This is a genomic window from Aliigemmobacter aestuarii (assembly GCF_004799285.1).
In the GTDB taxonomy this organism is placed as follows: Bacteria; Pseudomonadota; Alphaproteobacteria; order Rhodobacterales; family Rhodobacteraceae; genus Aliigemmobacter; species Aliigemmobacter aestuarii.
On sequence record NZ_SSND01000002.1, the window covers coordinates 122,121 to 144,107 of the forward strand.

Here is a 21,987-nt window from a genome sequence, read left to right on the forward strand (position 1 = left end):
GCACCCGCCCCCCTATATGAACGGTCGAGAGGTTGGCGCGGGCGAGCGCCTCGCCAACCCGGTCAGGTCCGGAAGGAAGCAGCCGTAACGAGCCCCGCTTGGGTCGTTGTCCAGCCTCTCACCCAACACCCCCCTAACGCGTTGATGCAAAATACCCCCCTTGTCCTCAAGGGGTTGGCACCGTTCACGGCGCCAGATCGCCTGCCCGAATGAGGCCACTGATGGCGGGAAACCCGTAAGCGGACGAGCGCTTCCATGCGCGCCTCGCGGTGCCCGCTGCGTTGCAGTCGGCCATCGGGAGGTCGAAACGTCTTTGTTGTCCAAACCGGCCGATGGCCGGGGTTCCCCTTTCCGCGGACGGACTTTTCCAAAGCCTTTTTCACGGGACTGCCAACCAAGACATCCCGGCTACGACAATGGTGTCACGGGATTTGTGCAACTGGGCCAACCTCCCCGCCCGGCGGGGACGCCGCCTGCGCCGCCCAGGCGAACTGGGCCTCGGTCTCGACCGCGCAGGGGCGCACGGCGCGCAGGCGGGTCAGGGCTGCGGTCGGGTCCTCGCCCGCCTCGACCATCAGGCGCAGCGCGGCCATGCCCGACCGTCCGCATCCCCCCATGCAATGGATCAGCACGCGCCCGCCCGCCCGCAGGGTCGCCAGCGCCTCGGCCGCAACAGCAGGAAAGCGGGCGGCGGTATCGCCGTCGGGCGTGCCGAAATCGGGGATCGGCAGGTGCCGCCACACGGTGCCCCGCCCCTCCATCTCGGTCCCGAGGGGCGCCGCCCCCTTCGCCGCCATCTCGTCGCCCGTGGTCATCGAGATCACCAGATCCGGCGACCACAGGATCAGCACGCGCAGGTCGGCCTCGAACGCCCCGCCGCGCCCGGGAAGGGGCGACAGGGCAAGCCGCCCGCCCGCACAGTCCAGTTCCGCAATCGTCAGTGCCATCGGCGCCCCCGTTTGCCCCACCCTAGCCGAGGGCACGCCCGCACCGCCATACGGAAAGGACCGATCCGCGCCCTTGGCGCCATCTGGCCCTGCCCCATAGACCTCGCCCGCCCGGTCCCCTAGTCTGGCCGCCAGACGAATCCCGCAGCGAACCGCCTCGAGGCCCCATGTCCGACACGCCCGAGCAAGGCTATCAGGTCCTTGCCCGCAAGTACCGCCCCCAGACCTTCGCCGACCTGATCGGGCAGGAGGCGATGGTGCGCACGCTGAAGAACGCCTTCGCGGCGAACCGGATCGCCCATGCCTTCGTGATGACGGGCGTCCGGGGGGTGGGCAAGACGACGACCGCGCGGATCATCGCCAAGGGGCTGAACTGCGTGGGCCCCGATGGCACCGGCGGGCCCACGACCGAACCCTGCGGGGTCTGTGAACCCTGCCGCGCCATCGCCGAGGGCCGCCATGTGGACGTGATGGAGATGGACGCTGCCAGCCGCACCGGCGTGGGCGACATCCGCGAGATCATCGAAAGCGTCCACTACCGGGCGGCCAGTGCGCGCTACAAGATCTATATCATCGACGAAGTGCACATGCTGTCGACCAGCGCCTTCAACGCGCTCTTGAAGACGCTTGAAGAACCGCCCGCGCATGTGAAGTTCATCTTTGCCACCACCGAAATCCGCAAGGTGCCCGTCACCGTCCTGTCGCGTTGCCAGCGGTTCGACCTGAAGCGGATCGAGCCCGAGGTGATGATGGCGCATCTGGCCCGTGTGGCCGAGGCCGAGGGCGCGGCCCTTGCCCCTGACGCGCTGGCGCTGATCACGCGCGCGGCCGAGGGATCGGTGCGCGACGCGATGAGCCTGATGGATCAGGCAATCGCCCATGGCGCGGGCGAGACCACCGCCGACCAGGTGCGCGCGATGCTTGGCCTCGCGGACCGGGGGCGCACGCTTGATCTGTTCAACATGGTGATGCGGGGCGATGCGGCGGCGGCGCTGGCGGAACTGGCGGCGCAGTACTCCGACGGGGCCGATCCGATGGCCGTCCTGCGCGATCTGGCCGAGATCACGCACTGGATTTCGGTCATCAAGATCACGCCCGAAGCCGCAGAAGACCCGACCATCCCGCCCGACGAACGGACCCGCGGGCTGGACATGGGGGGGCGGCTGCCGATGCGGGCGCTGTCGCGCATGTGGCAGATGCTGCTGAAGGCGCTGGAAGAGGTCAGCCTTGCGCCGAACGCGATGATGGCCGCCGAAATGGCGATCATCCGGCTGACCCATGTGGCCGACCTGCCCGACCCCGAGACGCTGATCCGCAAGCTGCAATCGCAGCCCGCGCCGGTGCCGCCATCCGGCGGGGGTGGCGGCGGGGGTGGCGGCATGGTCCATGCCCCGCAAACCCGCCTGCAAGGTCCGACGATGGCCCCGGCGCGCGGCCCCATGCATGGCGCGACGATGCAGGGCGCGGCGATGCATGGCACGGCGGCGGCCGTCGCGCTGGCCGAGGGCGATCTGGCGCGCTTTGCCACCTTCGAAAGCGTGGTCGCCCTGATCCGTGACCGGCGCGACATGATGCTTCTGATGGAGGTGGAAACCTGCGTCCGCCTTGTGCGCTATTCCCCCGGCCGGATCGAATTCGAACCCACGCCGGACGCGCCCGCCGACCTTGCCGCGCGGCTGTCGGCGCGGCTTCAGGGCTGGACCGGCGCGCGGTGGGGCGTGTCCATCGTGTCGTCCGGTGGCCAGTCCACCATCGCCGAAGACCGGAACCGCGACCGTCTGGCCGCCGAGGCCGAAGCGCTTGGAAATCCGCTGGTTCAGGCCGTCATGGCCGCCTTTCCCGGCGCGACGATTGCCGAGATACGCAGCCCCGAACAGATCGCGCAATCGGCAGCCGCCGAAGCCCTGCCCGAGGTCGAGGACGAATGGGACCCTTTCGAGGACGGCTGATCGCCGCAGGTGCGGGCCTGGCCGCCCCGCGGGCCGCCTTGGCCGAGGTCTGCGACAAGATCCGCCCCGCATGGGATGCGGCGGCAGGGCCGATCGGCTGGTGGGGGGAATTCGCCCATGTCTTCGGCTCCATCCCGGTGATGGCGTTGCTGACGGTGTTTCTTGTGTCGATGTGGCGCGGCTGGCGATGGGTGCTGGCCCCCGTGTCCTTCGCGGCGATGGCGCTGGCGGTTCTGCTCTACATCGGCTCGGGCGCCGAAACCCGGGCGCAGGCCGTGGCCGAGGGCTGCGTCGGCAATGTCTATCCCGCCGCCGCGGCGCTGGCGCTGGTGTCGGTGCTGGCCTTCGTGCGGTTCTGGCAGAAGCTGGGCTGAAGGCACAGATCGGCGCCCGTCGCCCTTGTGAAGCCGGGCAGGTGCCCGTATCTCTGGACGGAACTGCAACGGAGTGAACGCGATGCTGAAGGGCTTGGGTGGCTTGGGCGACATGGCCAAGATGATGAAGGCCGCGCAGGAGATGCAGGCCAAGATGGCCGAGATGCAGGAGGCGCTGGCGCGGATCGAGGTGACGGGCGAGGCAGGCGCCGGGCTGGTCAAGGCGCGCGTCTCGGCCAAGGGCGATCTGCTGGGCCTTGATATCGACCCGTCGATCTTTGTCCCCTCCGAAAAGGAAGTGGTCGAGGATCTGATCCTCGCTGCCATCAAGGACGCCCAGGGCCGCGCCGCAGACCGCAGCCAGCAGGAGATGGCCAAGCTGACCGAGGGCCTGCCCCTGCCGCCCGGCATGAAGTTCCCGTTCTGAGATCATGGCCGACGCCGCGCGCGATATCGAGGACCTGATCGAACTGATGTCCCGCCTGCCGGGGCTTGGGCCGCGCTCTGCCCGCCGCGCGGTTCTGTCGCTGCTGAAAAAGCGCGGCCCCCTGATGGCGCCCCTGGCGCAGGCAATGGCCCATGTGGCGCTGACCGCGCGCGATTGCGCGACCTGCGGCAACATCGGGACCGAGGATACCTGCCCGATCTGCGCCGACCCCGCCCGCGCCACCGGCGAGATCTGCGTGGTCGAGGATGTGGCCGATCTCTGGGCGATGGAACGCACCGCCATGTTCAAGGGCCGCTATCACGTCCTGGGCGGCACGCTGTCGGCGCTGGATGCCGTGGGGCCCGATGAACTGCGCATCCCGCAACTGGTGCGGCGGGTCGCGGCCGAAGGCGTGCGCGAGGTGATCCTGGCGCTGAACGCCACGGTCGACGGCCAGACCACGGCCCATTACATCGCCGACGCGCTTGGCGGCACCGGGGCAAAGGTCACGACGCTGGCACAGGGCGTGCCAATCGGCGGCGAACTGGACTATCTGGATGACGGCACCATCGGCGCGGCCCTGCGCGCCCGCCGCAGCGTTTGAGGAGAAAGCGGGACATGCAGGCGCAGGACCTTGCCACAGCCCTTGCCACGGCCCTTGTCGGCAAGACTGACCTTTACGCCGCGATCCGGCAGGCCCTTTCGGGCCGGGGGATCACCCCTGAATTGGCCCCCGCCGTTCTCGCATCGGCGATGGATCATCTGGCCGGGGGCGATGCCGCGGCGCGGGAAACGGCCGAAAGGCTGCGTTCGGCGGACCAGGGACTTCTGGCCGCGATCGCGCGGGCGGGTGCGGGCGGGGCGGCAATCTCGCAGGCCCCTGCCCTGCGGGCGGCCCTCGCGAACGCCGAGGTGGCGCCGCTTTTCCGGCCCGACATCGCGGGCGCGCGGCACATGGCCCTGCTGACACGGGGCGAGATGCCCGACATGCCCGCCTATTCGGACCGCGCCTTCGACGTTTGGTTCACCGCGCAAGGGGTGGATTATGGCCTTGGCCCCTATGGCGAAAAGCGCACCGTCTACACCGCAGCGCAATTCGCCGATGCCGCCAGCCCGGAACGCCGCATGGTCCATCTGGGGATCGATGTCTTTGCGCCTGCCGGAACGGCGCTTTACGCGCCCCTGCCCGGCACCGTGGAACATGTGACCTACAACGCTGACCCGCTGGATTACGGCCATACGCTGATCCTGCGGCATGACCTCGGCGGGATCACTTTCCACACGCTTTATGGCCATCTTGCCGGAACCTTGCCTGGCCTCTGCCGGGTCGGACAGCAGGTCGCCGCGGGCCAACATATCGCCGATCTGGGCGACTGGCACGAAAACGGGGGCTGGGCCGCGCATGTGCATTTCCAGATCATGTCGGACATGCTGGACCAGACCGGGGGCAACTTCTTTGGCGTGGGCCACGAAAGCCTGTGGGATGTCTGGTCGGACATCTGCCCCGACCCGAACCTGATCCTGCGCCTGCCGCCCTCGGCCTTCACGCGCTGAGGGTTTCACCTTTCCCACAGCACCCGCCGGAGGCGCCTGAGCCTGCGCCGCAACGGCGGCGCGGGCGAGGCAGAAGGAATGCGCGGCCCGGCCGGGCCGCGCGCGATGGGATCACCCTGACCGGCCTCAGCCGCGGCGGCCCTTGTGGCCCAGATCGTAGTAGCTGCCGGTGCGGGTCGCCAGATAGGGCTTCAGCGGGATCGATTCCTGCTTCAGGAACCCGGTCTTCGGCAAGGCGCCGTCACGCACCATCTCGATCACCGCCACCACCGAGGCAGAAGTGGTCCAGGCGATCGCCGTCCGGTGCTTGCCCGCGATTTCCAGCGGGTAATAGGCGCGGACGAATTCCCGGCGGCGCAACTGGCCGTCCTTCCAGCCCTCGGCGGCGGCATGGACATAGACCACATCCTCATCCACCGGGGGTTTCGCATGGGTCAGGATGCGCCCTGCCTCGGCGCGGTTCTCGCGCATCAGAAGTTCGTGGAAGAAGAAGTTCATCAGCTTGACATGGCCGGGATAGCGCATCGTCTTGTAATCCAGGTTCTCGACCCGGTCGGCATAGGTTTCGCACATCGTCCCCAACCCGCCCGACGTGGTGAAGGCCTCAAGCTGCATGCCGTCGATGTAGATCGTTTCCAGCCATTCCATCGCCGACACGGTCTTCAGCACGCCTTCCTCGATCACCTCGCAGTCGTTGAGATATTCGTTGACCACACCCTCGGGCGACCAGTTGAAGGCATAGCCCAGAAGGCCCGTGGGGTTCTGCGGCAACGCGCCCACGCGCAGCTTGATCGACCGGACGCGGTCGAACTGGTCGGCCAGATGCGCGCCCACGATGCCGATGAAGCCGGGCGCCAACCCGCATTGCGGGGCCATCAGGCCCTTGGCCGTCTTCGCCAGTTCGCGGATGTGCCTGGTCGTCGGCACGTCCTCGGTCAGGTCGAAATAGTGGATGCCCAACCCGTGCGCCACGGTCGAGACGCCGATGTTCAGGTGATAAGGCAGGCAGGACAGCACCGCCTCCTGCCCGTCAAGCGCGGCCTTCAGCGCGGCGGCGTCGGTCAGGTCGACCTTCCGCGTGGGAAAGCCCGCCGCGACGTCGCGCGCATCGATCCCGGTGACATCGAACCCCGATCCTGCCAGCAATTCGGCCGCCAGATGGCCGACCTTGCCCAACCCAAGAACCGCAACCTTCGAAAAGCTCATCGCCTGTTTCCTTCTGTCCATCCTGCGCCGCGCGCTTCGGGCCAGAGTCGCCGATGTTCCAGACGATTTCGCGCGTCAATTCCGCCGAAATGCAGCGCGGTTTCGGCAAAGTGACGCCCCGGCCGTCATTTCGACGGCCGGGGCGCGCAGGTCGGGCCAAGCCCTTGATTCAGAAACCGATTCAGAAGTCGAACTTGACGCCCTGGGCCAGCGGCAACTGGGCGGAATAGTTGATCGTGTTGGTCTGGCGGCGCATGTAGCCCTTCCAGGCGTCCGACCCGCTTTCGCGGCCGCCGCCGGTTTCCTTCTCGCCACCGAAGGCACCGCCGATTTCCGCGCCCGATGGCCCGATGTTCACGTTGGCGATACCGCAATCCGACCCTGCGGCCGACAGGAACGCCTCGGCCTCGCGCATGTTCAGCGTGAAGATGCAGGACGACAGGCCCTGCGGCACGTCGTTCTGCATGGCGATGGCCTCGTCCAGCGCGTCATAGCCCATGACGTAAAGGATGGGCGCAAAGGTTTCCTCTTTCACCACGGCCGTTTGCGCGGGCATTTCCACCAGCGCGGGTTCCACATAGGCCCCGCCCTGCGGCACGCCCTCGGCCACCACACGGCCGCCATGCACGGTGCCGCCTTCGGCCTTGGCGCGTTCCAGCGCCGAAAGCATCCGGTCGCGGCTGGCGTGATCGACCAGCGGGCCGATCAGCGTGGTGGCGCGGCGCGGATCGCCGATGGGCAGGCTGGCATAGGCCTTGGCCAGGCGCGCCACCAGGTCCTCGCGGATCGAGTTGTGGGCGATCAGGCGGCGCAGCGATGTGCAGCGCTGCCCCGCGGTGCCGACGGCAGAAAAGACGATGGCGCGCACCGCCATGTCGAGATCGGCCGAAGGCGCCACGATCATCGCGTTGTTGCCGCCCAGTTCCAGGATCGGGCGACCCCAGCGGGCGGCGACCTTCGGGCCGACGATCCCGCCCATCCGCGTGGAACCGGTGGCCGAAACGATCGGCACGTCGCGGCTTTCCACCAGCGCTTCGCCGATTGCCGGGCCGCCGATCACCAGCTGGCACAGCCCCTCGGGCGCGTCGCCGAACCGCGCGATCGCACGTTCCATGATCTTCATCGAGGCCATGGCCGTCAGCGGCGTCTTTTCCGACGGCTTCCAGATCACCGGATCGCCGCACACCAGCGCCAGCGCCGCATTCCACGACCAAACTGCCACGGGGAAGTTGAAGGCGGAAATCACCGCGCAGGGCCCCATCGGATGCCAGGTTTCCATCATCCGGTGGCCGGGACGTTCCGAGGCGATGGTCAGGCCATAGATCTGCCGCGACAGGCCCACGGCAAAGTCGCAGATGTCGATCATCTCCTGCACTTCACCCAGGCCTTCCGAGGTGATCTTGCCTGCCTCCAACGTGACCAGGGCGCCGAGCGCTTCCTTGCTGGCGCGCAGTTCCTCGCCGAAAAGCCGGACAAGCTCGCCACGCCGCGGGGCGGGAGCGGTGCGCCAGGCCTTGAAGGCCGATTGCGCGCGGGCGATCACCGCCGGCATCGCCGAGGGATCGGTTTCCGCGACATGCGCGATCTCGGCCCCGTCGATCGGCGAACGGACGGCCAGGCTGCCGCCGGTCAGTTCGGCCTTCGTCAGGCCGAGGGCCGCGAAGATTTCGTCGTTGGTCATGTCTTGTCTCCCTTGGTGACCGTGGCGCGCTGATCCTCCATGCCCATGGAGACCAGCATCGGCGCCGTCTTCTGTTGTGTCTGGAAATCCGCCTTCGATCCCATGCCGTGCCAGCCGGACAGGATCAGCGATTGCGCGACCGCCCCGCCCAGCGTGGTGCCGGGCCCGGTCACGATGAAAAGATCGGGCGCGAATTCGCGCGCGGCGGTGCGGATCGCGGCGGTGAAATCGTAGGGTTCCACCACCTGATGGCCCAGCGTGTAATCCCAAAGCACCGACGGATCGCAGCCGCCCGGCCACCAGACATGGCCGCGCCCGTCGATCATCGGGTGATGCGGCTGCCGGAACAGGGTTTTGGGCAGGGCCGCGCGCCCCTCGGCCGCGACGGGCGCCTGAAGCGGGGTGTGAAAGGCGGCATGGTTGGCCAGCCGCATCGGAAACCGGCCCTGGACAGGGGGAACCGCCGCCTCGAACGCGGCGATCCCGGCCTCGTTGCCGCCCAGCACCAGCATCCCGCCCAGGTCGATCGACAGCGCCAGGTCATGCCCGGGCCGCGCGGCAATCTGCGCCACCATCGCCATCAGGTCGGACTTGCGCGCGGGGTTCGCAACCCAGTCATCGTCCACGAAAGGATAGATGACCTGACCGCCGATCAGGGATTTCTGCATCAGGGTGCCCATGGTGTTGACCACCTCGAACCCCGCCTCGGCGGTCAGTGCACCGCCGCAAGCCAGCGCCGAATACCAGCCCATGGAATTGCCCGTGACGGCCACCACCCGCACGCCCTCCAGCGCGCGGAAATCGGCCAGCGTGCTGGCATAGATCAGGGCGCTGGCATTGTCGCCGCGCGTGTGACGGGCGACCGAATAGGCTGCCGCCCCGTCCAGATCGGTCAGGCTGTCCTGCCCCGCCTGCCGGCGCCGTTCGTCGAAATCGGCCAGCAGCGCGCGGTCGCGGAAATGGCGTTTCAGATAGCCCAGCTCGGTCTTGGTATAGGTGCCCCGACCGGGGCAGATGACAACAGCGGTCTTCATTTCATCATCTCCAGCGCGGCGGCCACGATCTGGTCGCGGCTTGGCATCGTGGCGGCATAGGCAGGGCCGGTCGCGATGAAGCTGTCCTCTGCCGTCACACGCGACAGGGGCACATCCGTCACTTCGTGGAAATGGGCCATCAGCGCCTCGGCCACGCCGCCGGAATGGCGCGTCTCGTCCACGATCAGGATGCGCCGCGCGCCCCCGACCGCCGCCGTCAGCGCCTCTTTCGGCAGGGGCGACAGCCAGCGCGTGTCGATCACCCGTGCCTTTACCCCCTGCCCGGCCAGAAGCTGTTCGGCCTGGCGTGACAGGTAATACCCGTTGCCGAAGGTCACGATGGCCAGATCGTCGCCCGCGCCATGCACGCCCACCTCGCCCAAGGGGATAACCTCTGACGGATCGGGATAAAGGCCCATCCAGCCACCGTCCTTGTCCGCGTGCAGGTCGCGCATCGGATAAAGCGCGATCGGCTCAAGGAACACCACGACGCGCTGTTCCTCGCGCGCAAGGCGCACGCATTCGCGGATCATCCGCGCCGCATCCGGCCCGTTTGACGGGCAGGCAAGGATCACCCCCGGAATGTCGCGCAAGACCGCGACCGAGTTGTCGTTGTGGAAATGCCCGCCGAACCCCTTCTGATACCCCAGCCCCGCGATGCGCAGCACCATCGGGTTGGTGAACTGTCCGTTGGAAAAGAACGGCAAAGTCGCCGCCTCGCCGCGGATCTGGTCTTCGGCATTGTGCAGATAGGCGAGGAACTGGATTTCGGGCATCGGCACGAACCCGTTCTGCGCCATGCCGATGGCAAGGCCCAGAATGGACTGTTCGTCCAGAAGCGTGTCGATCATCCGGTCGGGGCCGAACCGATGGATCAGTTTCTGTGTCACGCCATAGACGCCGCCCTTGCGGCCCACGTCCTCGCCCATCATGACGATCTCGCGGTGGGTCAGCATCAGGTCGGTCAGCGCCCAGTTGATCAGCCGCGACATGATCTGGGGTTCGGCCATCGCCTTCATGTCGCCGCCAAAGGCCGCTGCGCGCGCCTCGGCCGTTGGGCCGTTCGTCGGGCGGCAATCGCGCCGTGGTGGGACAAGCGAGGCCATCACATCGACGGCGGTCTTCAGCCGAGGCCGGGTGACGGCCTGATCTGCCACGCGGACGACGCGGGCGTTGGTTTCCTCGTAGACGACAAGCGCCTGATCGGGGGTCATCACTCCCGCCTGATCCAGAAGCCGAACGGAATGCAGCAGCGGATCGTTCGCCTCTTCGGCCTCCACCTCCTCGCGGGAAAGGTAGGTCGTCGGCACATCGGCGCCCGCGTGGCCATAAAGCCGGATGGTGCCGATGTGCAGGAACGCGGGCTTGCGGCGGCGGCGGACGTAATCCGCGGCCTCAAGCGCGACCAGATAGGTCTGATAGATGTCCAGACCGTCGGCCCGGAAGTATTTCAGGCCGGGCCGATGGGCGAAACTCGCCTCGATCCAGCCCTTCGGAGTCTTGGTGGAAATGCCGATCCCGTTGTCCTCGCAGACGAAAAGAAGCGGCAGGGGGATCGACTGGAACGAGGTCCACTGCGCCGTGTTGAACGCACCCTGCGCGGTTGAATGGTTCGCGCTGGCGTCCCCGAAGCTGCAATAGACGATGGCGTCCTCGGGGTATTCGGCGTGTTCCGGCCGGTGACGCCGGGCGGCGCCGATGGAATAGGCCGCCCCCACCGCCTTGGGCAGGTGGCTGGCGATGGTCGAGGTCTGCGGTGGGATGGCCAGCGCCTTTGACCCCAGCACCTTGTGCCGCCCGCCGGAAATCGGGTCCTCGGAGGACGAGGCGAAGGACAGAAGCATGTCCCAGGCGGGTGTCTGGCCCGGCACCTGGCTGGCGCGCGCGATCTGGAAGGCCGCATCGCGGTAGTGCAGGAAGGCCGGATCGGTCGGGCGCAGCGCCAGCGCCACGGCGGCGAGCCCTTCGTGCCCCGAAGATCCGATCGTGTAGAACCCCTGCCCCGCCCGCTGCATCACCCGGCTTTGCCGGTCCAGCGCCCGCGTCAGACAGCCGGCGCGATAGGCCGCGACCGCCAGAAACGGCGAAAGCGGCCCCTCGGGGAGCCGCCCATGCGGAAAGTCCCGCGCCGCAACGCGACGCAGGAAATTGTCGTGAACGATGTCGGCGCGATCCATGCCGCCCCTTTCCTTCCTGTCTGCCCCGGTTCAGCCGCTGCCGATCTTTCTGCGAAAGATCGGACTGCCGGGTTTTCTGCGAAAACCCGGCCTCTCCGGATCAGAAGAACGCCTGCAGCCCGGTGACGGCACGGCCGAGGATCAGCGCGTGCACGTCATGCGTGCCTTCGTAGGTGTTGACGGTTTCCAGGTTCACCATGTGGCGGATGACCTGGAAATCCTCCTGGATCCCGTTGCCGCCGTGCATGTCGCGGGCGTGGCGCGCGATTTCCAGAGCCTTGCCGCAGTTGTTGCGCTTGATGACCGAGATCATTTCGGGCGCGGCATTGGCCTCGTCCATCAGGCGGCCCACGCGCAGGCAGCCCTGAAGGCCCAGGCTGATGTCGGTCAGCATGTTCGCCAGTTTCAGCTGGTAAAGCTGCGTGCCGGCGATCGGCTTGTTGAACTGCTTGCGGTCAAGGCCGTACTGACGGGCGGCATGCATGCAGAACTCGGCCGCGCCCATCACACCCCAGGCAATGCCATAGCGGGCACGGTTGAGGCAGCCGAACGGCCCCTTCAGCCCCTCGACGTTGGGCAGCAGCGCGTCCTCGCCGACCTCGACATCCTTCATCACGATCTCGCCGGTCACCGAAGCCCGGAGGGAGAGCTTGCCCCCGATCTTCGGCGCCGTGAGACCCTTCGTGCCCTTGTCGAGCACAAAGCCCCTGATCTTGCCGCCATGCGCCTCGGACTTGGCCCAGACGACGAACACATCCGCGATGGGTGCGTTCGAGATCCACATCTTCGACCCGTTCAGGACATAGCCGCCGGCCGTCTTGCGGGCGACCGTCTTCATCCCGGCCGGGTCCGACCCGGCATCGGGTTCGGTCAGGCCGAAGCAGCCGATCCATTCGCCCGACGCCAGTTTCGGCAGGTATTTGCGGCGCTGTTCCTCGCTGCCGTAGGCATAGATCGGATACATCACCAGGGACGACTGCACCGACATCATCGACCGGTATCCGCTGTCCACCCGTTCGACCTCGCGGGCGACCAGGCCATAGGCCACATAGGACGCGCCCAACCCGCCGTATTCCTCGGGGATGGTCACCCCCAGAAGGCCCATCTCGCCCATCTCGCGGAAGATCGCCGGATCGGTGGATTCCTCGCGATAGGCGGCAATGACGCGGGATTGAAGCTTGTCCTGCGCATAGGCGCGGGCGGCATCGCGCAGCATCCGTTCGTCTTCGGTCAGCTGGTCGTTCAGGCGGAAAGGGTCTTCCCAGTCAAAGCGACCAAGATCGGGGGCGTCCTTCGGCTTAAGGGCCATGGCGGGCTCCATTTCGCTGGATTTTCAGATTGCCGTGACGATACTATATCAAGACAGCCGCGAATAACCCATTTTTCGCGCCTTTCTATGAGGTTTTGGAATACATGGCCACGCCGCGGCGCCTTCTGCCCTCGCTCAGCCAGCTTGCCGCCTTTGAATCGGTCTGTCGGACCGGGTCGACGCTGGCCGCGGCAGGGGACCTGAACCTGACCCAGGGCGCGGTCAGCCGCCTGATCCAGAACCTCGAATCCCAGCTGGGTGTCGCGCTTTTCCTGCGCGAGGGCCGGCGGCTGGTGCCGACCGATGCAGCGACGGCCTATGCCCGCGACGTTTCGCGCGCGATGGACCTGATCAGCCGCGGGTCGATGCGGGTGCGGTCGACCCCCGGCGGCGGAACGCTGGCACTGTCGATCCTGCCCACCTTCGGCACACGCTGGCTTGCGCCGAGGCTGCCCGGTTTCCTGGCCCAACATCCCGGGATCACGATCAACCTGGGCACCCGTCTGAGGCCCTTCGACTTCGATGGCGAGGGCTTTGACGCCGCCATCCATTTCGGCGAGAGGACCTGGCCGGATGCGGGATATGCGCGGCTTTTCGGTGAACGGATGATCGCCTGCTGCGCGCCGGGATTCCGCGCCAGCCATCCGATCGCGGCGGCGGCCGACCTGATCGGCCTGCCCCTTCTGCAACTGGAAACGCGGCCCGGTGCCTGGGCCGACTGGCTGGCCCATCACGGGGTGATGGAACCGGCACCGCAGGGCATGCTGTTCGACCAGTTCGCACCGATGATCCAGGCGGCGATCTACGGCATGGGTGTGGCGCTGCTGCCGGAATTCCTGGCGCGCACGGAACTGGCCGAGGGCCGCCTGATCGGGGCCTGGGGCGGCGCGGTTCCCGGACGGGGCAGCTATTGGCTGGTCTGGCCGCTGGCCGGCGGGGATTACCCGCCTCTGGTGGCGTTCCGGCAATGGCTTGTGTCCGAGGTGCAGGGCACCGGCCCCGAAGACATGCTGCCGCGCTGACCGCCCTCAGGGCGAAACAAAAAAACCCCGGCCGATGGCCGGGGTCCTGGTCTGCGGTCCCGAGACGGGCCGGCGACGGATCAGCGACGGTCGTCGTCGTCCTCGTCGTCCTCATCATCGTCGGGCAGGTTGAAGAAGCTGTCGGCGTCCGAATAATCGGCGGGGCTTTCGGGTTCTTCCTTTTCGGTCAGGGTGAAGCTTTCCAGACCCGCGATCGACGACGGAATCCGCGGTTCGGCCGCCATGCCCAGCGACTGTTCCGTCGACACCAGCTTGCGGCGTTCGTCATCGCTCATCACGACGCCATCGGCGGCCTTGCGGCGGGCGGCGGCCTGCACGGCGGCGTCCAGTTCCGACTGCTTGCACAGGCCAAGCGCGACCGGGTCGATCGGGGTGATCTGGCCGATGTTCCAGTGCGTGCGTTCGCGGATCGACTGGATCGTCGGCTTGGTCGTGCCGACCAGCTTGCCGATGGCCCCGTCAGAAAGTTCGGGATGGAACTTGACCAGCCACAGGATCGCGGCCGGGCGGTCCTGGCGCTTGGACAGGGGGGTATAGCGCGGGCCGCGGCGCTTTTCCTCGCCCGCGGCGGCGGGGTTGTGCTTCAGCCGAAGCTTGTAGGCGGGATCGGCCTCGCCCTTCTTGATCTCGTCGGCGTCAAGCTGGTTGTTCGCGATCGGGTCAAAGCCCTTCACGCCCCCGGCCACGTCGCCATCGGCGATGCCCTGGACTTCCAGTTCGTGCAGGCCGCAGAAGTCGGCGACTTGCTTGAAGGTCAGCGTGGTGTTGTCCACCAGCCAGACGGCGGTTGCCTTGGCCATCAACGGCTTTGACATCGGATCTCTCCTTTACAAATCTCTCCCGTGCCGGGAAAACGGCTGCGGGCGAGGCCCGCGATTTCCACGTTTTCGGGGAATTCGTGCCGTATATAGTGCCGTTCCAGTTCAGAGGAAAGAGAAAATGCGCCAGCTTGCAACCGCCCTGTCGATGCTTGCAGCGATGGCCTTCGCCAGCCCCGGCGCGGCGCGGGCCGAGGGCGAGGCGGCCGGGGATTTCGACTATTACGTGATGGCGCTGTCCTGGTCGCCGAACTGGTGCACGCTGGAAGGCGATGCGCGGGGCGCGCCCGAATGTGACGGCCGCCGCGATCTGGCCTTCACGCTGCACGGGCTCTGGCCGCAATATGAGGACGGCTGGCCTAGCTTCTGCCGCACCGCCGAACGCGACCCGACGCGCAGCCAGTCCGACGGGATGGCCGACATCATGGGAAGTTCGGGGCTGGCCTGGTACCAGTGGAAAAAGCACGGGCGCTGTTCCGGCCTTTCGGCCACCGAATATTATGCCACCATGCGGCAAGCCGTCGAAAGCGTGACGGTACCGCCCGTCTTTTCGCAGATGACCAAGACGCTGAAGGTTCCCGCCGAAGTGATCGAAGGCGCCTTCCTCGAATCCAACCCCGGCATGACCCGCGACCAGATCACCATCACCTGCAAGGACGGCTTCATCCAGGAGGTCCGGATCTGCCTGACGAAGGATCTGGAGCCGCGCCGCTGCGGCGACGACGTGATCCGCGACTGCCGGATGAAGGATGCGATCCTGGGGGCGATCCGCTAGGCCCGCCCCCCGACGCGGCCCAGCCCCCTGCGGTCACATCTCGGCCAGACGGACGCGCCGCCCCTCGCGCGCGGACAGCGCGATGGCGTGGATCGCCTTCTCGATCTCCAGCCCCGCGGTGAAATCCAGCGCGGGGCGCGTATTGTCGCGGATCGCCCGCAAGAAGCCCGCCAGTTCGATCACCTTCAGATCGTTGAAACCAAGCTGATGCCCCGGCGCGGGGCAGAAGGCACCATAGGGCGGATGTTCCGGCGCGGTCAGGATCGTCGTGAACCCCTGCGTGGCCTTGTCGCCGCGGTTGCGGAACAACTGCAACTCGTTCATCCGCTCCTGATCGAAGATCACCATGCCCTCGGTGCCGTGCACTTCGAACCCCAGGCGGCTTTTCCGCCCCCAAGCGCTGCGCGAGGCGGTGAAGATCCCCTTCACCCCGCTGACAAAGGTCAGAAGCGCGCTGGCCGCGTCCTCGTTCTCGACCGGCGCCGCGCCGCTGCCGTCGGACAGGGGGCGCGTCTTGTGGATCGTGTCGATCTCGCCCAGGACGCTGTCGATTGGCCCGGCAAGGCCGGTCAGCAGGGAAATCAGGTGACAGCCAATATCGCCCAGGGCCCCGAGGCCCGCATCCTTCAGCCGGGCGCGCCAGGTCCAGGGCAACGCCGGGTCGGCCTGATAATCCTCGTCCACCCAACCCCGCACATGAACGACGCGCCCGATCGCGCCGTCCGCGACTAGGCGGCAGGCGTGGGCAAAGGCCGGGTTGGCGGTATAGTTGTAGCCAAGCTGCGTTTTCAGGCCCGAGGCACGGGCAGCAGCCTCCATCGCGCGGGCACCCTCAAGCGAAAGCGCCATCGGCTTTTCACACCAGACGTGCTTGCCCGCGGCCAGCGCCGCCAGCGCCATTTCGCTGTGCATCCCGTTCGGCGTGGTGATCGAGACGACCTGCACCCGCGGATCGGCGACCAGATCGCGCCAGTCGGCGGTGGCGCGTGCAAAGCCGAATTGCGCGCCCATCTCGGCGGCCTTTTCGGCGGGCGTATCGGCCAGCACCTCAAGCCGCACGCCCGGCACGTCGCCCATCACCGCGCGCACCGTCCGATAGGCCAGCGCATGCGCCTTGCCCATGAACCCCGTGCCGATCAGCCCGACCCCGATGTCATTCATCGCCCAAACCCTTCACAAACGCCTCGAATTCCGCATCCGACACGGCAACGTCATGTTCCGGCCCCGGATAGCGGCCTGCCTTCACATCGGCGACGAATTCGCCGAAGGCGGCGACACGTTCGGCCTGCAACCGGTCGTATTCCGCGCGGAAGTTGCGATAGGTCCTGGCGTGGCGCGGGCGATGTCCGCGGGTGCATCCCAGCACATCCTCGGCAAAAAGATACTGCGCATCCGTGGCCGAACCCGCCCCCATGCCGAATGTGACAAGCGGGGACCGCCGCGACAGTTCCGCGCCGACCTTCGCGGGCACGACCTCAAGCTCGACCGCGACCGCGCCCGCCTGTTCCAGCGCGCACATGTCCCGCCAGACCGACAGCGCCGACGCGGCGGTCTTGCCCACGGCCCGGAACCCGCCGGTCCAGGTGGCCTTCGACGGCACCAGCCCGACATGACCGACGACCGGCAGGCCCTCGGCCGCGAGCCTGCGCACGGTGTCAAGCGAGGCGCCGCAGTAATAGGCGTCGCCCCCCACGGCACGGGCGGCAAAGGCCGCGCGCAGGTAATCCTCTGCCGTGACGAGTTCACCGTAGAGAAGCCCCACCTGCACGAAACAGTCGCCCGCCGCCTCGCGCATCTGGGGCGTCCAGACGGGCGCGATGATCGACAGGACATCGACCCCGGCGGCCGAGGCAGCAGCGGCCTCTTCCACCGTCTCGACATAAAGCATGGACAGCACCCGCTGCCCCTTGGCGGCCCGCAGGTCGGCCACCGTCATCCGGTTGTTGCGCATGAATGGCGGCCTCCCTGCCGCAGATGCACCAAGGGCGGCCCTCCCGCGGCCCCTCCTTGCCTTCTCGAGCCTCAGCCCAAGTCGATGAAGACGCGCCCGCCCTCGACCTTGACGGGAAAGGTCTTGAGGTTGACGCAGACCGGGGCGCGTTTCGCCTCGCCGGTGCGATAGTCGAACTGGCCGTTATGCTTGGGACATTCGATCAGATGGCCCATCACCAGGCCGTCGCACAGATGCACGTCTTCATGCGTGCATTTCCCGGCGGTGGCGAAGAAGTCACCTTCGGGAGAATGGTAGATGGCGAAGGTCTGTGTGCCGTGGTCGAAGCGGATCAGGTCCTCTTCGTCGATGTCATCGGTGGCGCAGGCGTCGATCCATTGGCTCATGTCATGGGTCCTCATTCGGCCGCGGCGCCAAGGGCGGCGGCGTGGAAATCCTCGCGGTAGGGGCGCGCGGTCGGCGGCAGGTCGCGTTTCAGGAAATAGTCCTCATAGGCCAACTGCCGCTTCAGCGCGGGCCACATCTCGGCAAAGCCTTCGGCGATCGAACGGTTGGGCGCGGGCAGGTCGTGCCTGATCCTTTCGTGCAGGTCAGGCAGCCGGTGATAGGGCACCATCGGGAACATGTGGTGTTCGACGTGGTAGTTCATGTTCCAGTAGATGAACCGGCTGATCGGGTTCATGTAGACGGTCCGACTGTTCAGGCGGTGATCGGTGACGTTGTCGGCAAGCCCGCCATGCTGCAAAAGGCCTGTCATGATGTGATGCCAGGCGCCGTAAAGACGCGGCAGGCCGATCACCATCAAGGGCAGGATCGACCCCGTCCAGACCGCAAGCGCGATGGTCGCGGCATAGATCCCCACCCAGATCCGCGCGACGCGCACCACCTTGGGGCGTTCGCTTTCGGGGATGAAGGTGGCCTCTTCGGCCTCGATCCCGACGAAGGCGTTGTAAAGCATCCGCTTCCACCCGTTCCATGCATCGACGATGCCGAAAACGTTGGCGATGAGCCGCGCGAATTCCGGCGGGCGCATGACGGCGATCTCGGGGTCGCGCCCGACGATGATCGTATCGGTATGGTGGCGGGCATGGCTCCACCGCCAGGTGACGGGGTTGCGCACCATGCAGAAGCTGGCCACCTGATAAAGCGCGTTGTTCATCCACGGCGTCTTGAAGGCGGTGCCGTGGCTGCATTCGTGCCAGCGGCTGTCCATCGCGCTGCCGTAAAGCACGCCGTAGGCCAGCCAGAACGGAACCGACCACAGGCTTGGCCACAGCGCGATGCCGAACCCGGCGAACAGGACCATACAGCCTAACAGGATGGCCGTGTCGCGAATGGCCGGGCCATCCTTGCGCTGCATCAGGTCCTTCATCTCTTTCCGGGGCACCTCCGAATGATACCATTCGGCGGCGGCAAGTCCGGTTTCGACCGCGCGTCGCGCATCAGGCCCAAGAAGGCTGTAATTCCGTTTGGCCATGTTTCCCTCCGTCACGAACGTCCTGTCCGTAGTCTGTTCGGCGGCAGGATAGGCAGGGCAGTCCGTTGCGCAAAGATGACCCCTCGCAAAACGCATCAGAAAGCGTCATGATTTCCGGGCAGGTCTGACGAATTATCGTCAATGGGGGCTTCGATGAAAAAACGCATGGGCATGGCCGATCTGGCACGCGAGGCCGGGGTTTCGCTGTCGACGGTCGACAGGGTCCTGAATGGCCGCGAAACCGTGCATCCCGACACGCGCGCGCGGATCGTGGCCGCGGCGCGCGCCATCGGCCACCCGGCGGCGCGCCGTCTTGCCGGTACGGATGAAAGCCTGCCCGAGGTTCGCTTTGGCGTGGTCCTGCACAAGCAGGGGCAGGATTTCTACAAGGCCTTCGCCGAAACGCTGACCCGTGCTGTCGAGGCGGCGCCGGGCATCCGGGGGCGACTGACGCTGGAATTTTCGGCCAGCCAGTCGCCTTCGGAAATGGCGGCCCGGCTGCGCGCGATGGCCGGGCGTTGCGATTCACTTGCGGCAACGGCGGTGAACCATCCCGAAGTCACCGCAGCGGTGGAGGATCTGACGGCTGGCGGCCTGCCGGTGTTTTCGCTGCTGTCGGATTTCGCGCAAGGCGCGCGGACCGGCTATCTTGGCCTGAACAACCTCAAACACGGGCGGACGGCAGGCTGGCTCATGGCGCTGGCCACCGGCGGCCAGCCCGGCAAGATGGCCGTCTTCGTAGGCGGGCATCGCTGGCATGGGCACGAGTTGCGCGAAACCGGCTTTCGCAGCTATCTGCGGGAATGTGCGCCGCAGATCACCGTGCTTGAACCCTTGGTCAACCTTGAAACGCGGCAACTGACCTACGAGGCAACGCTGGGCCTGATCGCCCGCAATCCGGACCTGCGCGGCATCTACGTCGCCGGGGGCGGCATGGAGGGCGCCATCGCCGCCCTGCGCGAGACCCGCCCCGAAGGCCCGTTCTCGCTTGTCGTCAGCGCGCTGACCCCGGATTCGCGCGCGGGTCTTGCCGAAGGTCTGGTCACGATGGTGATCGACACGCCGCTGGAACGGCTGTGCCGCGACCTTGTGCAAGAGATGACGGCGGCCGCCCGCGCCGAGGCCCCGCGCGCGCAGGCACAGACCTTTCTGCCACCCGACATCCATGTCGCAGAGTCGATCTGAGCCCCGCCCTGGCCGGATTGCCAGGATCATGATTTTGGAATTTTTCAGTTGAACTGATCCCAAAATAGAATATCAATTCCATTTATGACGGCCAGTGCGGCCCGAACGGGGAATCACCAGGGATTGATGATGCTGCCTTTCGCCTTGAACCACATGACAGCGCCAAAGCTTGACTGGCTTTCCTTTCTGGACCTTGCCCAGGGCCTTGGCTGTGTGGGGGTGGAATTCCGCAACGACCTGTCCGCCCCCCTGTTCGGCGGCGACGACCCGGAGCGGGTGCGCCACGAGGTTCAGGCGCGCGGCCTGCGTTTTCTGGCGCTGGCCGAAGTGAAGATGTTCAACGACTGGTCCGACGCCAAGGCGGCCGAGGCCGAGGCCCTGATGAAGATCGCCGTGGCCGCCGGCGCCGAGGCGGTCAGCCTCATCCCCCGCAACGACGGCATGGCGACGGACCGCGCGGAAAGCCGCAAGGTCACGGAAACCGCCCTGCGCGAGATCCTTCCGATGCTGCGGGCGCATGGCCTGAAGGCGATGGTGGAACCGCTGGGCTTTGCGGTGTGCAGCCTGCGTTACAAGGATGTCCTGGCCGACGCGATCGATGCGGTAGGCGGTGCGGGAACCTATTTCATGGTGCATGACACCTTCCACCACGCGCTGGCCGGGTTCGGGCCGATCTTCCCGGAACTCACGGGGATCGTGCATGTCTCAGGCGTTCGGGACGCGATCTATCTTGACGACATGCGGGACCCGCACCGGGTGCTGGTCGATGCCGATGACGTGCTGGGCAATGTCGCCCAGCTCCGCGCCTTGCGCGCGGCGGGCTATGCCGGGCCGGTTTCCTATGAACCCTTCGCGCCCTCGGTGCATGACCTGGCCGATCACGGCCCGGCGCTTCGGGCCAGCATGGACTACCTTGGGGCACAGGTGGAATGAGCGGAGGGATAGACCGCAAGGGAAGACAGGACGGGGGAGGCTTTGCAACCGGTTGCAAAATTCTGTTGACCGCACCCATGAACTTCTTCAGCCTCTTTCATCGGGCTGATCGAGTCGTCTGGGGCGCCCGCGGGGCGCAGCAGCGAATTGACTAACCAACCTGCCGCAGGAAGCGGCAGACCATCACTGGGAGGAGTGAACCATGAAAAAGACCCTGATCGCCGCGGGCTTCGCCAGCCTGATGACGACCACCGCCATGGCCGATGGCATCGGCGTTTCGATGGCGCTGTTCGACGACAACTTCCTGACCGTGCTGCGCAACGGCATCCAGGCCCAGGCCGATGCCCAGGGCCTGTCGGTCCAGATCGAGGACGCGCAGAACGACGTGGCCAAGCAGCTTGACCAGATCAACAACTTCATCGCCTCGGGCGTCTCCGCGATCATCGTGAACCCGGTCGATACCTCGGCCACCCAGGCGATGACCGATGCCGCCGCGGCCGCCGGCGTGCCGCTGGTCTATGTGAACCGCCAGCCGATCAACGTCGACAGCCTGCCCGACAACCAGGCCTTCGTCGCCTCGAACGAATCCGAATCGTCCAGCCAGGGCTTCACCGAGCAGTGCAACCAGTGGGCCGCCGCAGGCAAGACCGAGGTCAGCGTCTATGTCCTGCAGGGCGAACTGTCGAACCAGGCCGCCGTGCAGCGCACGCAGAACTACTATGACGTGATCGAAGCGGGCAAATGCGCGGTCAAGGTCAACATCATCGACCAGCAGACCGCCAACTGGTCGCGCGATCAGGCCACCAGCCTGATGACCAACTGGCTTTCGGCAGGAACCCCGTTCGACGGCGTGCTGGCCAACAACGACGAAATGGCACTGGGCGCGATCCAGGCGATGAAGGCCGCCGGGATCGACATGAACGCGGTCATCGTCTCGGGTGTGGACGCGACGCAGGACGCGCTGGCCTCGATGCAGGCGGGCGAACTGGACATCACCGTGTTCCAGAACGCGGCGGCCCAGGGCGGCGGCGCGCTGGACGCGGCGGTGAAACTGGCCGCGGGCGAAGCGGTCGACCAGAAGGTCTATGTACCGTTCGAACTGGTGACGCCGGCCAACATGGCCGACTACCTGGCAAAGAACTGATCC

General features: G+C 66.7%; 21 protein-coding genes and 1 other RNA gene. 11 read left to right on the forward strand and 11 right to left on the reverse strand.

The window, feature by feature from the left end; translation table 11 throughout:
* Positions 1–26 precede the first annotated feature (26 nt).
* An RNA gene (ffs, locus tag E7811_RS09425) (signal recognition particle sRNA small type) lies at positions 27–123 on the forward strand.
* A gap of 299 nt (positions 124–422) precedes the next feature.
* On the opposite strand, the gene E7811_RS09430 is transcribed toward ffs, so the two are convergent.
* The gene (locus E7811_RS09430) at positions 423–947 is read right to left on the reverse strand and encodes a phosphatase domain-containing protein (RefSeq protein WP_136394391.1); all 525 of its coding nucleotides are present in this window, start codon (positions 945–947) and stop codon (positions 423–425) included.
* 167 nt (positions 948–1,114) lie between these two features.
* Here E7811_RS09430 and E7811_RS09435 point away from each other — a divergent pair, with 167 nt between their 5' ends.
* The 5 genes from E7811_RS09435 to E7811_RS09455 all read left to right on the forward strand — a co-directional run bounded on the left by E7811_RS09435 (position 1,115) and on the right by E7811_RS09455 (position 5,251).
* Entirely contained in the window at positions 1,115–2,896 is a 1,782-nt protein-coding gene (locus E7811_RS09435) for a DNA polymerase III subunit gamma/tau (RefSeq protein WP_136394392.1), read from the forward strand.
* Positions 2,872–3,270 carry a hypothetical protein gene (locus E7811_RS09440; protein WP_136394393.1) on the forward strand — a complete coding sequence of 133 codons (399 nt, stop codon included), beginning with the start codon at positions 2,872–2,874 and terminating at the stop codon, positions 3,268–3,270. The genes E7811_RS09435 and E7811_RS09440 overlap by 25 nt, the downstream gene beginning before the upstream one ends.
* Positions 3,271–3,352: 82 nt before the next feature.
* Positions 3,353–3,697, forward strand: a complete 345-nt coding sequence (locus E7811_RS09445; protein ID WP_136394394.1) for a YbaB/EbfC family nucleoid-associated protein — start codon at positions 3,353–3,355, stop codon at positions 3,695–3,697.
* 4 nt (positions 3,698–3,701) lie between these two features.
* Positions 3,702–4,301, forward strand: coding sequence for a recombination mediator RecR (recR, locus tag E7811_RS09450; protein ID WP_136394395.1), 600 nt, complete (start codon positions 3,702–3,704; stop codon positions 4,299–4,301).
* Between the two features lie 14 nt (positions 4,302–4,315).
* Positions 4,316–5,251, forward strand: a complete 936-nt coding sequence (locus E7811_RS09455) for a peptidoglycan DD-metalloendopeptidase family protein (protein ID WP_136394396.1) — start codon at positions 4,316–4,318, stop codon at positions 5,249–5,251.
* Between the two features lie 126 nt (positions 5,252–5,377).
* On the opposite strand, the gene E7811_RS09460 is transcribed toward E7811_RS09455, so the two are convergent.
* The 5 genes from E7811_RS09460 to E7811_RS09480 all read right to left on the reverse strand — a co-directional run bounded on the left by E7811_RS09460 (position 5,378) and on the right by E7811_RS09480 (position 12,658).
* Positions 5,378–6,457 carry a saccharopine dehydrogenase family protein gene (locus E7811_RS09460; protein WP_136394397.1) on the reverse strand — a complete coding sequence of 360 codons (1,080 nt, stop codon included), beginning with the start codon at positions 6,455–6,457 and terminating at the stop codon, positions 5,378–5,380.
* Positions 6,458–6,638: 181 nt separating this feature from the next.
* Positions 6,639–8,138: an L-piperidine-6-carboxylate dehydrogenase gene (amaB, locus tag E7811_RS09465; RefSeq protein WP_136394398.1), complete on the reverse strand. Its 1,500-nt coding sequence runs from the start codon at positions 8,136–8,138 to the stop codon at positions 6,639–6,641.
* Entirely contained in the window at positions 8,135–9,172 is a 1,038-nt protein-coding gene (locus tag E7811_RS09470) for an ACP S-malonyltransferase (protein WP_136394399.1), read from the reverse strand. The genes amaB and E7811_RS09470 overlap by 4 nt, the downstream gene beginning before the upstream one ends.
* Positions 9,169–11,349 carry a dehydrogenase E1 component subunit alpha/beta gene (locus tag E7811_RS09475; RefSeq protein WP_136394400.1) on the reverse strand — a complete coding sequence of 727 codons (2,181 nt, stop codon included), beginning with the start codon at positions 11,347–11,349 and terminating at the stop codon, positions 9,169–9,171. The genes E7811_RS09470 and E7811_RS09475 overlap by 4 nt, the downstream gene beginning before the upstream one ends.
* 100 nt (positions 11,350–11,449) lie before the next feature.
* The gene (locus E7811_RS09480) at positions 11,450–12,658 is read right to left on the reverse strand and encodes an acyl-CoA dehydrogenase (protein WP_136394401.1); all 1,209 of its coding nucleotides are present in this window, start codon (positions 12,656–12,658) and stop codon (positions 11,450–11,452) included.
* A gap of 104 nt (positions 12,659–12,762) precedes the next feature.
* Here E7811_RS09480 and E7811_RS09485 point away from each other — a divergent pair, with 104 nt between their 5' ends.
* Positions 12,763–13,680 carry a LysR family transcriptional regulator gene (locus tag E7811_RS09485; RefSeq protein WP_136394402.1) on the forward strand — a complete coding sequence of 306 codons (918 nt, stop codon included), beginning with the start codon at positions 12,763–12,765 and terminating at the stop codon, positions 13,678–13,680.
* An 80-nt stretch (positions 13,681–13,760) separates the two neighbouring features.
* Here E7811_RS09485 and E7811_RS09490 read toward each other — a convergent pair whose 3' ends face one another.
* A complete protein-coding gene (locus E7811_RS09490) occupies positions 13,761–14,516 on the reverse strand; it encodes a DUF1013 domain-containing protein (RefSeq protein WP_136394403.1) in 756 nt (251 codons plus the stop codon).
* A 124-nt stretch (positions 14,517–14,640) separates the two neighbouring features.
* Here E7811_RS09490 and E7811_RS09495 point away from each other — a divergent pair, with 124 nt between their 5' ends.
* Complete coding sequence (locus tag E7811_RS09495) at positions 14,641–15,294, forward strand: ribonuclease T2 family protein (RefSeq protein ID WP_136394404.1); 654 nt, start codon at positions 14,641–14,643, stop codon at positions 15,292–15,294.
* 33 nt (positions 15,295–15,327) lie between these two features.
* On the opposite strand, the gene E7811_RS09500 is transcribed toward E7811_RS09495, so the two are convergent.
* The 4 genes from E7811_RS09500 to E7811_RS09515 all read right to left on the reverse strand — a co-directional run bounded on the left by E7811_RS09500 (position 15,328) and on the right by E7811_RS09515 (position 18,722).
* Complete coding sequence (locus E7811_RS09500) at positions 15,328–16,455, reverse strand: Gfo/Idh/MocA family protein (RefSeq protein WP_136394405.1); 1,128 nt, start codon at positions 16,453–16,455, stop codon at positions 15,328–15,330.
* Positions 16,448–17,245 carry a 3-methyl-2-oxobutanoate hydroxymethyltransferase gene (locus E7811_RS09505; RefSeq protein ID WP_136394406.1) on the reverse strand — a complete coding sequence of 266 codons (798 nt, stop codon included), beginning with the start codon at positions 17,243–17,245 and terminating at the stop codon, positions 16,448–16,450. Before E7811_RS09505 ends, E7811_RS09500 begins: the two co-directional genes overlap by 8 nt.
* A gap of 71 nt (positions 17,246–17,316) precedes the next feature.
* Positions 17,317–17,631 carry a MocE family 2Fe-2S type ferredoxin gene (locus E7811_RS09510; protein WP_136394407.1) on the reverse strand — a complete coding sequence of 105 codons (315 nt, stop codon included), beginning with the start codon at positions 17,629–17,631 and terminating at the stop codon, positions 17,317–17,319.
* Positions 17,632–17,642: 11 nt separating this feature from the next.
* Positions 17,643–18,722 (reverse strand): fatty acid desaturase family protein, encoded by a 1,080-nt coding sequence (locus E7811_RS09515; RefSeq protein WP_136394408.1) that lies wholly within the window; start codon positions 18,720–18,722, stop codon positions 17,643–17,645.
* A 153-nt stretch (positions 18,723–18,875) separates the two neighbouring features.
* On the opposite strand from E7811_RS09515, the gene E7811_RS09520 reads away from it, so the two are divergent.
* From E7811_RS09520 to E7811_RS09530, 3 genes are all read left to right on the forward strand, one after another.
* Positions 18,876–19,907, forward strand: coding sequence for a LacI family DNA-binding transcriptional regulator (locus tag E7811_RS09520; RefSeq protein ID WP_136394409.1), 1,032 nt, complete (start codon positions 18,876–18,878; stop codon positions 19,905–19,907).
* A 153-nt stretch (positions 19,908–20,060) separates the two neighbouring features.
* Positions 20,061–20,840 (forward strand): TIM barrel protein, encoded by a 780-nt coding sequence (locus E7811_RS09525; RefSeq protein ID WP_168732980.1) that lies wholly within the window; start codon positions 20,061–20,063, stop codon positions 20,838–20,840.
* 202 nt (positions 20,841–21,042) lie between these two features.
* On the forward strand, positions 21,043–21,984 hold the full coding sequence (locus E7811_RS09530; protein WP_136394411.1) for a substrate-binding domain-containing protein: 942 nt from the start codon (positions 21,043–21,045) through the stop codon (positions 21,982–21,984).
* Positions 21,985–21,987 lie beyond the last annotated feature (3 nt).